8 protein-coding genes are annotated in these 14601 nt (G+C 40.6%); 7 read left to right on the top strand and 1 reads right to left on the bottom strand.

The window, feature by feature from the left end:
* Positions 1–96 precede the first annotated feature (96 nt).
* Positions 97–3021 (top strand): TonB-dependent receptor, encoded by a 2925-nt coding sequence (locus tag ASE74_RS23800; RefSeq protein ID WP_055915146.1) that lies wholly within the window; start codon positions 97–99, stop codon positions 3019–3021.
* A gap of 258 nt (positions 3022–3279) precedes the next feature.
* Here the strand turns inward: ASE74_RS23800 and ASE74_RS23795 are convergent, their stop codons facing one another.
* The gene (locus tag ASE74_RS23795; RefSeq protein WP_055915143.1) at positions 3280–3918 is read right to left on the bottom strand and encodes a hypothetical protein; all 639 of its coding nucleotides are present in this window, start codon (positions 3916–3918) and stop codon (positions 3280–3282) included.
* 251 nt (positions 3919–4169) lie between these two features.
* On the opposite strand from ASE74_RS23795, the gene ASE74_RS23790 reads away from it, so the two are divergent.
* From ASE74_RS23790 to ASE74_RS23765, 6 genes are all read left to right on the top strand, one after another.
* The gene (locus ASE74_RS23790) at positions 4170–6632 is read left to right on the top strand and encodes a glycoside hydrolase family 31 protein (RefSeq protein WP_055915140.1); all 2463 of its coding nucleotides are present in this window, start codon (positions 4170–4172) and stop codon (positions 6630–6632) included.
* 56 nt (positions 6633–6688) lie between these two features.
* Positions 6689–8653, top strand: a complete 1965-nt coding sequence (gene glgB, locus ASE74_RS23785) for a 1,4-alpha-glucan branching protein GlgB (RefSeq protein ID WP_055915137.1) — start codon at positions 6689–6691, stop codon at positions 8651–8653.
* A gap of 176 nt (positions 8654–8829) precedes the next feature.
* Positions 8830–10266, top strand: a complete 1437-nt coding sequence (locus ASE74_RS23780; RefSeq protein ID WP_055915404.1) for an ATP-binding protein — start codon at positions 8830–8832, stop codon at positions 10264–10266.
* 432 nt (positions 10267–10698) lie between these two features.
* Complete coding sequence (locus ASE74_RS23775; RefSeq protein WP_055915134.1) at positions 10699–12864, top strand: Ig-like domain-containing protein; 2166 nt, start codon at positions 10699–10701, stop codon at positions 12862–12864.
* A gap of 37 nt (positions 12865–12901) precedes the next feature.
* The gene (locus tag ASE74_RS23770; RefSeq protein WP_157255519.1) at positions 12902–13630 is read left to right on the top strand and encodes a hypothetical protein; all 729 of its coding nucleotides are present in this window, start codon (positions 12902–12904) and stop codon (positions 13628–13630) included.
* A 28-nt stretch (positions 13631–13658) separates the two neighbouring features.
* Complete coding sequence (locus ASE74_RS23765; RefSeq protein WP_055915128.1) at positions 13659–14597, top strand: gliding motility-associated C-terminal domain-containing protein; 939 nt, start codon at positions 13659–13661, stop codon at positions 14595–14597.
* Positions 14598–14601 lie beyond the last annotated feature (4 nt).

Below are 14601 nucleotides of genomic sequence, written 5' to 3'. Positions count from 1 at the left end.
ATTTGTATTATTCAAAAAAAGAATTTAAGTTTATATAACTAATAATACAAACAACCGAATTAACCAATCATCCCTAACCAAAATTAACATTCGTTTATGAGCAGAATTTTAACACAGATCTTCTTTGTGTTGTTGCTGATGTGCACAATTAATATTGCTGCGCAGGCACAAAGCATTACGGTGAGCGGAACCGTGAAAGATAAGCAATCGAAAGAGGGATTAGCAGGCGTAAGTTTGACGATCAAAGGCCAATCTGGCGGAACCGCCTCTACAGCAAATGGGAGTTTCACATTTACAACTACGGCCAAGGTGCCCTTCACTTTGGTGGCCTCTTACGTAGGTTATGGTTCTGTAGAACAGCAGGTGAATGGAAGTACGTCTGGTATCAGCCTGGAGCTGGAAACAGCAGTTGTATTGGGTGGAGATGTGGTTGTATCGGCTTCGCGTACGCCTGAGCGTATTTTAGAATCACCGGTTTCTATCGAACGGATGAGCGCAGCTTCAATCAGAGAAATCGCAGCACCATCTTTTTACGATGCCTTAAACAATATGAAAGGTGTGGAAAGCAGCATGCAGAGTTTAACTTTTAAATCAATCAATACCCGCGGTTTTAATTCAAATGGCAATACCCGTTTTAATCAATATATCGATGGGATGGATAACCAGGCTCCTGGATTAAACTTCTCTGTAGGCAATATTGTTGGGATTACCGAACTTGATGTAGATAATGTTGAACTTTTACCTGGAGCTTCATCAGCACTTTATGGTGCAGGTGGTATCAATGGTACATTGTTAATGACTTCAAAAGATCCCTTCAAATATCCCGGGGCAAGTTTTCAGTATAAAACCGGTGTAAATCATGTTAATGATGATAATAGTGCGGTAGAGCCATTTAATCAGTTAGATGTGCGTATGGCAAAATCATGGAACAATAAATTTGGCGTAAAAGCTGCGTTTTCATTTTTGCAGGCCAAAGATTGGTTCGGAAATAATTATTCAAATTTCGATCGCATATCGAGAAGCGTGAAAGGTGGCGATAGAAGCAGCGATCCAAATTACGATGGGGTTAACGTTTATGGAGATGAAGTAAGTCAGAATATGCGCAACGTGGCCTTAAGCGTTCAAAACGCAACCATTGCAGGCATCAATACAGGTTCTGGCGGTTTAATACCGAATATCAAATCAACACTCGACGGTACTTTTGGGGCCGCCATCCCCAATGCGGCCCAACAGGCCGGATTTTTGGCAGGTTTGCCAGCCGGATTACGTCCGGCAGTGCAGAATTACCTCCCTTTTTATGTGGGTTTAAAAGCCGGACTTATTCCCGATCAGAATATTTCGAGAACAGGTTATAATGAAGAAAACCTAGTTGATTACAATACCAAATCATTGAAAGCATCGGGTGCTCTTTATTATAACATAAGTAATACCGTGCAGGCCGTAGCACAGGCTAACTGGGGCACCGGAACCTCTGTTTATACCGGGTCTGACCGTTATTCTTTGCGGAATTTTAATATTGGCCAGTATAAACTTGAGGTAAAAGGGGAGGATTTTTTTGTGAAAGCCTATACCACACAGGAAAGATCGGGTGATTCTTACATTTCTTCTATCCTGGGTAGTTATGTCAATGAGATATCTAAGCCATCAACAACCTGGTTTCCGCAATATATTGGAAATTATGTGGGCGCTAGAGCAGCCGGACAAAATGATGCTGCTGCACAGGCATTTGCCAGAAGTGTTGCCGATCAGGGACGTTTTGTGCCTGGAAGTCCGCAATTTGAGGTGGCAAAAGATAAAGTAATGCACACAACCATCAGTGCAACCAGTATCAATTCTACCGATCCCTCGAAAAGTGTTTATGGAGCTAAATTTGACGACAAATCAAATCTTTATCATTACGAAGGCATGTACAACTTTACCAATTTATTTGATAAAGTGGTCGAATTTCAAGTTGGCGCATCTTACCGTTTATATGATTTGAATTCAGCAGGAACAATTTTTAACGATTTAACAAATTCCATTGATATTAAAGAATATGGTGCATTCGGCCAGATCGGGAAAAAATTCTTTAACGGTAAGGTTAAATTAACATTTGCAGGCCGCTATGATAAAAGCCAGAATTTTGAAGGCAGGTTTACGCCAAGGATAACCGGAGTTTTTACGGTAGCTAAAAATAACAATATCAGGGTTTCTTACCAAACAGGTTACCGTAATCCAACCACACAAAACCAATATATAGATTTATCTGTTGGTGGCGGTTCACAAAGGCTGATCGGAGGTTTGCCTGAAATTATATTCGATAAATACCATTTTGATACCAACAAACCCTATACTGATGTAAGTTACCGGGCATTTTTAGCTTCGGCAGCTGCAACAGGTACCCCGAATCCAGCGTTGTTGCAACAGTATAATTTTGATGCAAAGGGTGTCCGTCCCGAAAGCGTACAATCCTACGAGTTAGGTTATAAAGGCCTGCTTCTTCCTAATTTATTGGTAGATGCCTATGGTTATTACAACATTTATAAAGATTTCATCACCGCCGTGGATGTATATCAGAATGTGGGTGGTAGCTTTGTTAAATTTGGTGTGCCGGTTAATGCTGCGGGTAAAGTAACCTCTTATGGTGCAGCGTTGGGTTTAGATTATATCATGGGCAAGTATACCATTAGCGGTAACGTTTCTTATAACGAAATCGGCGATCTTCCGGTAAATTACATCAACGATTTCAACACCCCAAAAATCCGTTATAATTTGGGATTGGGAAACAAGGAAATTATCAAAAATTTTGGTTTCAACATTTCCTACCGTTGGCAGGATCAATTTTACTGGAATTCTTCTTTCACCTCCGGTCAGGTACCAGCCTACTCTTCTTTAGATGCTCAGGTAAGTTTAAGAATTCCTTCCGTTCAATCGGTAATTAAACTGGGTGGTTCCAATGTGTTGAATAAATATTACCTCACCTCGTACGGCAACCCTATGGCGGGGGCTATTTATTATTTGGGAATTGCCTTTAATCCATAACAGTTTTTATACACTGCTACAGGCCCTCTCTACTTTCATAACAGATAGAGAGGGCTTTTTATTTTTTTAGCCAGTTTGTTTTACAATTTTAGATTTGCTGTTAAATCATGAAAATAGCGTGGCGACCAGATCTCAAGAGCTTTCGTATCTCTGATGAAGCGTGATATGTCTGCCTTAACAAAGTCCGGCTTGAGGATATCGATCTTGGCGGCCAATAACGTGCATCAGTAGGATGATAAGTATCCAACCAATTTTTTATCATATCGTTTCGATCATTTTGATTAGCATTTTTAAACTATTTCTTTTAGGTGCATTTTCAACCCAGTTTTTGATAGCCTGTACATCTAATGCTGCAAGGTCACTTTCTTCCATCCGAAGATTATTTAATGTATAATCCCTTGCTGCCGCTACGCTACGCAGATTTATACCAGCAGTTGTGACGATTTTATCGCATAAAGCTTTTTCCGGGCTGGCGACCATTGCAATCTGATTTTCAGATAAATTCAGCATTGTTATGCCAAATGAATAGTAAGGTAAAGGGAGATTGGTATAAGTAAATAATCCAATGTTGGTTTCAAATTTTCTTGAAGCTTTTGTGGTCATTGATGTAATCGCAAAAACTTTTTCCGGGATTAATCCATAGTGAGAAAGTGCACTTTCCATTGAAAGATAGCTTGGCCCAAGGATATGATTGGCCAATAGCGGGTTTTCAGGTCTCTCCGCTCCGATAGATTTGCCTACAATGTACAGCCCTTTCTTTATAGGTTCAATTAGCCCTTCATTTTTTAACGACAATATTTTATCATTAGGCCTTTTATAACCCTTTAGCAAAGCCACCAAAAGTTGATGAGTTAATGGCTGCTTGGATTGGGATACTAGAACTGATTGAAGATTCATATTGTAAAAATTTAATAAGATAAACGGTTATTTGCCGTTTATCCTGTTTTAAAATTACAACTTCATCAGATTTCAGCCTAATTTCATTCATCAAAAAAAGCATTAAAATGATAGTTAGTGTAAAACTTACACTATTAAATGCATCTTTTCAAAAAAAGCTACAGCCCTTTTATAAAATATTTGTATTATAGTACTTTCTTAAGCACATCCCAGTTTAAGAGTAACGAATTTTAAATTTTGAATAAATAAGGATGGAAGCGCAAAACGACAAACCTATCGAAACCAGTGATCTGATCGAAAAGGAACAAGAAATACAGCATTTAAACAACCCGGTTGATATATCGGTAAAACCTATAGTTAAACAATACCTTGGGGCAGTTAAAAAAGTAAAAAAAGAAGGTAACCGCTTTTATTTTTCCGATGGCGATGCCAGGGTAGAGGTAAGGGTCGTAAGCGACGATATAATACGTGTCCGCCTTGCACCGCATGGTGTTTTCCTCGATGATTTTTCATATGCAGTGCCAGAAGTAGATCAAAAAGTTTCTGTTTTTAAAATGCAGGAGCATGAAGATCACTATACCATTTCTACCCACGCAGTAACCTGTAAAATAGAAAAAGCAAACTTTCATGTCTCCTTTTCTGATAACATTACAAATGTGGTAATGGTAGATGAAGCCAACTCCATGCACTGGGAAGAAAATGTGGATTTTGGAGGCTATTACATTTATGCAACCAAAAAATGTCACCCCGAAGAGAACTTTTTCGGTCTGGGAGATAAGTCGGGCAATTTTAACCTCCGTGGCCGTCGGTTCGAAAACTGGAACACCGATGCCTATTCATTCGGCTGGAACCAGGATCCGCTTTACCGTACAATACCTTTCTATATCGGCTTGCATAACCAGGCTGCTTATGGCATTTTCTTTGATAACACCTTTAAATCTTATTTCGATTTTGGTGCAGAAGATGTAAATAAAACAAGTTTCTGGGCCGATGGTGGCGAATTGCAATACTATTATATCCATGGCCCGCACATTATGGATGTGGTTAAGCGTTATGCAACCCTTACAGGTACGCACCCAATGCCTCCAAAATGGACTTTAGGGTATCAGCAATGCCGCTGGAGTTATTATCCTGAAACAAAGGTTAAAGAAATAGCCAAACAGTTCCGCGAACGTAAAATTCCATGCGATGCCATTTATCTTGATATCGATTATATGGATGGTTACCGCTGTTTTACCTGGAACAAAAAATACTTTCCCGATCCCCGCAGAATGATCAAAGAACTTTCTGATGATGGTTTTAAAACCGTGGTGATGATTGATCCGGGAATTAAAGTTGATGATGATTACTGGGTTTTTAAAGAAGGTAAAGAGAAAAGATTTTTCTGTCGCCGCAGCGACGATTATTATATGGAAGGGCATGTTTGGCCTGGCCGCTGCCAATTCCCTGATTTTACCAACCCGAAAGTACGCACCTGGTGGGGCAATCTCTACAAAGAACTGGTAGATATGGGCGTTGCGGGCTTCTGGAATGATATGAACGAACCAGCAGTTTTTGGTTCAGGCACTTTCCCTAATGATGTACGCCATAATTATGACGGTTACCGTGGCTCGCACCGTAAAGCACATAATGTTTATGGTATGCAGATGGTACGTTCTACCTATGAAGGCCTTAAAAAACTGATGCGCAATAAACGTCCGTTTACCATCACGCGCGCAGGATATGCAGGTATGCAACGTTATGCCAGTGTATGGACAGGTGATAACATTGCCACCTGGGAACATTTAAAAATCGGAAATATCCAATGCCAGCGCCTATCCGTTTCAGGAGTTCCTTTTTGTGGAACAGATATAGGTGGTTTTAGTGGCGAGCCGGATGGTGAATTATTTACCCGTTGGATTCAATTGGGTACATTCTCACCCTTTATGCGCGCGCACTCCGCTGGTGATACCGCCGAACGCGAACCATGGAGCTTTGGCGAATTTTTTGAAGACATTAACCGTAAATTTATCGAATTAAGGTATCGTTTAATGCCTTATCTGTATTCGGTTTTCTGGGAACATCACCGTTATGGTTTTCCAATTTTAAGGCCCTTGGTAATGCTTGAGCAGGAAAATATCAGCAATAGCTTCCGTCAGGATGAATTCTGTTATGGTGATAAACTGTTAATTTGCCCGGTTTTGGAGCAAGGTGCCATATCAAGAAAAGTTTATCTTCCAAAAGGAACCTGGTATAACTTCTGGACCAACGAAATTCTTGAGGGCGGTAATGAATATACCGTAGATGCAAAGATAGACAGCATGCCGATGTTTGTACGTGCAGGAACCGTATTGCCGGAATATCCGGTAATGCAGTATGTTGATGAAAAATCGATCACCGAAGTTACCTTAAACATCTATCATAGTGATTATGAGGTAAACTCCTACATGTACGAAGATCATGGAGATACCTTCGCTTATGAACAGGATATTTATCTGGAAAAGAAATTTACTGTAAAAGGCGATACACAATCCATTAAAGTAAATCAGCGTAACGAAGGATTATATACACCAAACTACGAATTTTATGTTTGTAATGTAATCGGTGTAAAATTCCAGGTGAAAAAGATTGTTGTTGATAATAAAGAAGTTACCGACTTCTATACCGACGATAACAACATTCTGCATTTTAAATGCAATAAAAACTTTACCGATATACAGCTTCTAAGTCTGTAACATTTAGCCCCAAATACTGTTTAGTGTTTGGGGCTTCATCTATCTAGCCAATATCTATGTCAGCAGCAAAAAAAGTTCCTGCAAAAAAAGCAGCGTTACCGAAAATTGATAAAAAGAAATCCGTTTGGGTACACAGTTTATTTACCGATTACGACATTGATCTTTTCCTGGTAGGAAAACATTTTAGGCTTTACGAAAAAATGGGTTCCCACTTAATTTCTGTTGATGGCGTGGCGGGTACTTATTTTTCAGTGTGGGCACCCAATGCAATTCACGTCAACGTAGTGGGTGATTTTAACGACTGGAGCAATACTGCGCACCCCTTAAACAAACGGTGGGATAAGTCGGGTGTTTGGGAAGGATTTATCCCTAACATATCAAAAGGGGAGGTTTATAAATATTTTATCAAAGGATTTGATGAATCAGAACATTTAAAAGGCGATCCTTATGCCAGAAGATGGGAACATCCGCCACAAACGGCATCAATTGTTTGGGATACTGATTATTCCTGGAAAGATAAGTCATGGCTTAACAAAAGAGCCAAAATTAATGCATTGGATCAACCAATCTCTGTTTATGAAATACATTTAGGTTCCTGGGAGCGCGATCCGGGTAATCCTGAGCGGGTGTTGAACTGCAGAGAGGTAGCAGGCAGGCTTGTGCCTTACGTAAAAGAAATGGGTTTTACACACGTAGAACTGATGCCTGTAATGGAGTTCCCGTATTTTCCAAGCTGGGGATATCAGATTACGGGCTATTTTGGCGCAAGCTCACGTTATGGCTCTCCACAGGATCTGATGTACCTCATTGATGAACTCCACAAAGCCAACATTGCCGTAATTTTAGATTGGGTGCCTTCTCATTTCCCTGGCGACAGGCATGGTTTGTATGAATTTGATGGCACACATTTATACGAGCATGCGGATATGCGCAAAGGATTTCACCCGGATTGGAAATCGTACATTTTCAATTACGACAGAAACGAAGTACGCTCCTTTTTAATTAGCAATGCCTTGTTTTGGATCGACCAATACCATGCAGATGGCTTGAGGGTGGATGCAGTGGCATCTATGTTATACTTTAACTTTTCGAGAGAAGACGGTGATGCAGCCACTAATGAATACGGTGGAAGTGAGAACTTTGGTGCAATAAAGTTTCTGCAGGATCTTAATGTTGCCGTTTATGGAAATTACGATGGCGTGCAAACCATTGCCGAAGAAAGCAGCACCTATCCCGGAGTAACCCATCCTGTACATGCGGGTGGTTTGGGCTTTGGGATGAAATGGATGATGGGCTGGATGAATGATACCCTGAAATATTTTAAGGTAGAAACGCTCGGTAGAAAGCACCACCACCATCAGTTGAGCTTTAGCATGACCTACGCCTTTACCGAAAACTTTATGTTGCCGTTTTCCCATGATGAGGTTGTTCATGGAAAATCTCCTATGCTATATAAAATGCCTGGTGATGATTGGCAGAAATTTGCAAACCTTAGGGCGCTTTACGGCTATATGTTTACCCATCCAGGGGCGAAGCTGCTGTTTATGGGAAACGAGTTCGGCGAAACTAATGAGTGGAATTTTACTCAATCGCTGGATTGGCATTTACTGCAATACCCGCCTCATAAAGGCATGCAGGAAACCGTTAAAGCCTTAAACTTTTTGTATAGGAAAGAGCCTGCGCTATATCATTTCAACTTTAGTTATGAAGGCTTTCAATGGCTGGATGCAGATAATGCAAATGAATCGGTGTTTACCTATATGCGCAAAGGTCCAAAAGCAAAAGATACCTTGGTTGTTGCGGTAAACCTTACACCGGTGGTACGCGAGAATTATAAGATTGGTGTACCTTTCAAAACCAGATGGACAGAAATATTTAATACAGATGATATCGTGTATTATGGAGGCGGTATTAACAACAGGGGAGAGCTTACTCCCGATTTAAAAGAATATAACGGGCAAGAGTACTCAATAACTGTCGATTTGCCGCCTTTGGCTGTAACAATATTTAAGAGTAAATAAAGTAGAGTACTTTATATTGCACCAAAACATCATCCAGATGTATAGTTTTGGCGCGATATAACTTTTTATATTGCGCCAAAACTATACTTTAATACATACTTTTGGCGTGATATAGCTTTTTATATTACGCCAAAAATCAATTTTTTACTACCTTTGCTGCTGTAAATTAAATGTTTATGCAACAGGTTGTAGGAAGAACTGCAGAAAAATTGCTGCTTAAAAAGATTGAGAAATCCGGCGAAAGTGAACTCATTGCTGTATATGGCCGTAGGCGGGTAGGGAAGACCTACTTAATCAGGAATGGATTTACAAAAGAAATTGCATTTGAATTTTCAGGCATTCATCATGCAACATTAGATCAGCAGCTGGAAAATTTCAGTGTGGCACTTACCAAAGTAACCGGTGGTTTCCCATTAGCTAAACCGCAGAGTTGGATTGCAGCTTTTGAAATGCTGATCCAATACCTCACTCCCCTGGTGAAAAAAGAACGAACAGTCGTTTTTATAGATGAATTTCCTTGGATTAATACGCCCCGGTCGGGATTTATGCCTGCCTTCGAAAATTTTTGGAACAGTTGGGCGTCCAAAGAGAAAAAACTTATTATAGTAATTTGTGGTTCAGCCGCTTCCTGGATGATCAATAAAGTGATTAACAACCGTGGAGGATTGCACAACCGGGTAACCAAAAGAATCAGACTCCTTCCGTTTACGGTAGGCGAAACAGCAGCATACCTTAAACATAGAAAAATAAAACTCGATAAATACCAGCTCCTACAGGTATATATGGCAATGGGAGGGATCCCGCAGTACCTAAAAGAAATTGAACCCGGCGAGAGTGTCGTCCAAATCATCGACAGGTTATTTTTTACAAAAGATGGGCTACTCCTTGAAGAATTTAAAAACCTCTACCATTCGCTATTCGATAAGGCAGAGAACCATATTGATATTGTCCAGGCACTGGCAAAAAAAGGCAAAGGGTTAACACGAACCGAAATTATTGATGCCTGCAAGCTAAGCAGTGGGGGCTATGCTACACAGTTACTTGCAGAACTTGCTGAATCTGGCTTTATTACACCTTATGTTCCGTTTGGTAAAAGCAGTAAGGATGCATTGTACAAGTTGACTGATGAATATTCGATATTTTACCTCAAATTTATTAATGGTAGTAAAGCGATGGGTGCCGGAACGTGGTTAAAATTTTATTCAGGTACCTCATGGAGAAGCTGGAGCGGCTTTGCTTTTGAAAGTATTTGCATGAAACATATTCCACAGATCAAAAAAGCAATAGGAATAGATAATGTCTATGCGGAAATAGCTGTCTGGCGTTATTTACCTAAAACCAAAACAGAGCAAGGCGCACAGATTGATCTGCTTATTGATCGAAATGACTCTTGTATAAATATATGTGAAGTTAAATTCGCTCTAGCACCTTTCGAAATCACCAAATCTTATGAAAAAGAATTAAATAATAAATTAAAGGTGTTTCAATACCAGACCAAAACAAGAAAAGCATTATTTCTGACCATGATAACCACCTATGGTGTTGCAAATAGCGATCGTTACCCAGGTTTAGTACAAAAAGAAATTACAATGGATGTGCTGTTTTCCGATTAACCCGGCCAGTTAAAATAAGAAAAGCCTCCCATTGCTGGAAAGCTTTCTTAAACTCTGGAGTGGAAGCTTCCAGAGAGGGTGCAAAGATACAATAAGTCTTTTCTCCTGCAAGTATTATCTGCTAAATATTTTTCCCTTCTTTCCTATAATACTTTACAAATAAGATCATTTTAAATCCTTTCCTTGAGCGGTAAAATACCGCTGGCATTTTCATGTTTAAATATAAATTGAGGGTTTGTTGATAAATATCAATAAAACAGAGGTTTACAGGCTGCAAATGGCCTTAATGAATAAAGTGAACGGATAATCTGATGTTTGCCCGCTGTACTTTTGTATCAACGAGCAAACAAACTATTTTTTACTTCTATTATCCCGAACCCACAATTGAAAAGACGCTCTTGTCTATCCTTCCTGGTGTTTGCGCTTTTTTTTATGCCTGCTTATTTATATGCGCAGTGCGAAAATACAGCACGGACTTATGCAAACTTTCAAGGATCATACCTTGATGGATTGGATTTGGGTATCCTTGGCTCCTTATATGGCAAGGTTACTGATCCATCTAATGCAGTGAACGGACAGGTTAAAGATGCTTCAACTTTATCTGTAGATATCGGGCTTTTAGGCCTCACAGGATCAGCAACCCAATTTTTAGAATTTACCACCGATGGTACCAATACCACCAAGCGTACTATAGCTGCAAACACACCGGTTACATTGAAGTTGGCACTGCCGAAAGAATTATTGGGGTTGGTAAGCAGTTTTGAAATCGGGAGTTTTACCAATCTGCACACCGTACCTGCAAATAATTATCCTGGTTTGGGATTGGGTAATGCAGCTGGCTACGATGCAACACGAAATCCGGTTTATACCTCGGCAAATATTGCGGGCGTAATAGGAGGTGGTGGTGAGATCGAAATTACCGTAACCCCTACACAAGCTTTTAACGGGATTTATATCAAAATTTCAGGGGCAGTGGCATCTACAGCCTTATCGATGAAAGTTTTTCATGCCTATATCATGGAACTCAGCACAGGATCAATTAATTGCGATGAGGCCATAGATGTGCTCTCTGGCGTAAAACCAACACCTTTAGGCGGTATCGCAAACTTAACGGGTAGTGTAACTGATCCATTTAATGCCATTGATTCAGACCCCAATAGTTTTGCATTGATTGATGTTGGTGCATCTGTGTTAAATCAGGTTTACCTGACAACCATTTTCAATAAGCCCTCACAGCCTGCAGATTCGGTTACCATCATCCTCGAGAACCCAGGGGGTGGGCTTTTGGATTTAAGTCTTTTAACCGGCTTTACCATACAGCCTTATTTAAATGGTGTTGTAGCCGGACCAGCATTTCAAAATACGGGTACATTTTTAAACCTGAAGCTTTTACCCGGTTCAACTAGTAAATATGCGCTCACTTTTTTGGTAACAAATGTTTACGACCGTTTGGAAATTACCATGGGCGGAATTACAGGGGCCTTTAGCCGTTTGAGGATTTACGATATCAAACGCAAGCTGGCAAAACCGCGGACATTGGTCGATCCTTCAACAACAGATGAAAAAACGGTATGTCAGGGGCAAACTGCTAGCTTTTCAGTTCAAAATGCACAAGCCTGTACCGAATATAAATGGTATGATGCCCAAACGGGAGGTAATTTAGTGTATACTGGTTTAATTTTTACCCCTCCAGCTACTCTTCCCGCCGGAGATTACAATTACTATGTTCAGGCCAGTCGAACGTATTGTGTTACCGCAGTTTCCGAACGTTTGAGGGTAAAGCTTAAAGTGAACCCCTTACCAACGCTTGCTGTACCAGGTGCAATAATTTGTAGCGGATCATCTGCCACGCTTGCTATAGCTAATCCTGATGCAGCATTTACGTATAACTGGTACAATTTACAAACAGGTGGTACATTACTTAAAACCGGTACTACTTTTATAACGCCAGCTTTAACGGCCACAACAAATTATTATGTAGAGGCAGTAAATACAATTACGCTTTGTAAAAATGCAGGAGGTGCACAGGCTGTAGAAGTAAAAGTAAAGCAATATGCTCCCGTGCCAGCAATTGTTGGTGTGGCAACCATGTGCGGGGGAACAACCGCAACCTTTACAAATGCCTATCCAAACGGAACCTGGAGCACCAGCGATGCTGCTGTTGCAACAGTAGATGCCGCGGGGAAAGTAACAGCAATTGCCAGTGGTAATGCCACCATTAGTTACAACCTTGCAGATGATGCTACGTATTGCGGCAAAAAAGTAGATTTTATTGTTACTGTAAACCCTCAACCCAATTTAACGTTAGGCCCTGATCCTGGCATTTGTGAAGGGCTTATGAGTACAAAAGTTGCTTATGCCAACCCTGTATTCAATCCAATAACTTATAGCATTTCCTGGGCTGGCGGTTTACTCCCTGCTGTTTCCAGCCAAACTTTGCCACCTGCCGAAATCACAATAAATATTCCTTCAACAACCCCTGTTGCAGTTTATCAGGGCGTGCTAACCATTAAAAATGCCAATGGCTGCGAGCGTGCAATCCCTTTCAATTTTAGGGTAAAACTCGTGCCGCATAAACCAACTGTAGCGATTAATTAAAAAGAAAATAAATCATTCATCCCTAAAAAATCAAACCATGACAAAAAAATCTACAAAACACCATTTAAGGATCTTTGTATTCTTGATGTTCCTATTGCCCTTGGGTGCCTTGGCCCAAACAACACCCAACGTATACCTGTGTGGAACCGGTACTTTAAAACTTACCCCAACATTTACCGGGTACACCCCAGTTGCTAATGATAAAATAGTCTGGACTGTTGATGGGACAGTACAAGCACCTGTAAGCTATGCTACAGCTACTGATGCTATTTTTAATGTGCCTGCAACGCTAGCAACAGGCACCCACACTTATTCTGTTCAGGTTGTACCAGCGGATATAAATCTTTGTCCTAGTGATGCATCAGATAATACTGTTGTTGAAAAATTGCCTCCACCAGCAATTGCTGTAAATGCACCTGGAAGCGTTTATTGTACAGATCAAACTGCAAGCACAGTAATTACTGCAAGTAAAGATCCAGCATTGACGTTGCCAACCGGCGTATCGCTAGTTTACACATGGGCAGCAACCAAAGCAGGTGTTGCAGTAACCGATCTTACCACCCTGGGTGCGCAATCGGGAACAAATAATGAACTTTTTACTTTGAAAGCCGGGGTTACTCCTGATGCTTACGTATTTACTGCCGAAGGTAAGTATTCGGTAGGCACCGCTGTTATTGTACCATCTACCAGCTGTACCGCAACTGCAAGTAAAGCCATTACCGTTACTGTTAAACCTGGTAAAGCAACTATTGCTGTAGCCCCATAAAGGATTCAAAAGGGTAGGTTTAACAATCATGAGGTTTAATAAGTTAGGCATCACTGTGTTAGGTATGCTGCTGTTTCCTGCAGCGGCATGCTTTGCGCAATCTAACAGTGCCAATACCCTAAACCTCAAACCCGGTGTTACTGTTAAACTAAGGGCCAATGGAACGGGTGCCACATCTTACCAGTGGTTCAAAAATGGCGATGCAATTGCAGGTGCCACCGCGCAGGATTATGTGGTAAATTCAGCTGGGAAATACACCGTAATTACCTTTAGTTTGGGTGGCTGTAGTTCTGATCTTTCAGAGGAGATGGAAGTGATTATGGAAGCACAACTTTCAGCTGATGTTTCTATCATTAAAAGATCCGAAAGCAGACCGGTGATCAATACAGAGGTATTTAAATACAATTTGCTGGTACGTAATAATGGACTGGGCATGGCCACCAATGTTCGTGTAAAAGATGATCTTCCCGAAAACCTGACATTTGTCAGTTTGGATCCAACTGTTGTGGGTACTGCAAGTTATAACAACCAGACAAAAACAGTTTCATGGGGCATACCATCGCTTGCAAATGGCAGTTTTGTAGAACTCGTTATTAATGTTAGGGCAATGAAACCCGGTAACATCATAAATAGCGCAACGGTAACCATTAATGAAACTGATCCTGATCCATCAAACAATACATCCATTGATACAAAAGAAATTACAGGATTAAAGATTCCCAATGTTTTTACGCCAAACGGAGATGGAAAAAATGAAACCTTTTTTATCGAAAGCCTCGATCGGTTCAGCGAAAACCAACTTACCATTATTAACCGGTGGGGAAGCACCGTTTATGAGAAAGCTGGCTATCTTAATGATTGGGCAGCGAATGGTTTAGTAGATGGAACCTATTTCTATGTGCTTAAAGTAAAAACTGAAACAGCAAAATGGCAGGAATTTAAAGGTTATGTAACCGTAATGAGGTAAACGC

The organism is Pedobacter sp. Leaf216 (assembly GCF_001421515.1).
Lineage (GTDB): Bacteria > Bacteroidota > Bacteroidia > Sphingobacteriales > Sphingobacteriaceae > Pedobacter.
Note: the sequence above shows the minus strand (reverse complement) of the source record. Positions and strands in the feature narration are given on the sequence as shown.

Bases quoted from the DNA above. Each gene is read 5' to 3' on its own strand.
- ASE74_RS23775 (WP_055915134.1), top strand. From the start codon at position 10,699: ATGCCTGCTTATTTATATGCGCAGTGCGAAAATACAGCACGGACTTAT.
- ASE74_RS23795 (WP_055915143.1), bottom strand. From the start codon at position 3,918: ATGAATCTTCAATCAGTTCTAGTATCCCAATCCAAGCAGCCATTAACT.
- ASE74_RS23790 (WP_055915140.1), top strand. From the start codon at position 4,170: ATGGAAGCGCAAAACGACAAACCTATCGAAACCAGTGATCTGATCGAA.
- ASE74_RS23800 (WP_055915146.1), top strand. From the start codon at position 97: ATGAGCAGAATTTTAACACAGATCTTCTTTGTGTTGTTGCTGATGTGC.
- ASE74_RS23770 (WP_157255519.1), top strand. From the start codon at position 12,902: ATGACAAAAAAATCTACAAAACACCATTTAAGGATCTTTGTATTCTTG.
- ASE74_RS23780 (WP_055915404.1), top strand. From the start codon at position 8,830: ATGCAACAGGTTGTAGGAAGAACTGCAGAAAAATTGCTGCTTAAAAAG.
- glgB (WP_055915137.1), top strand. From the start codon at position 6,689: ATGTCAGCAGCAAAAAAAGTTCCTGCAAAAAAAGCAGCGTTACCGAAA.
- ASE74_RS23765 (WP_055915128.1), top strand. From the start codon at position 13,659: ATGAGGTTTAATAAGTTAGGCATCACTGTGTTAGGTATGCTGCTGTTT.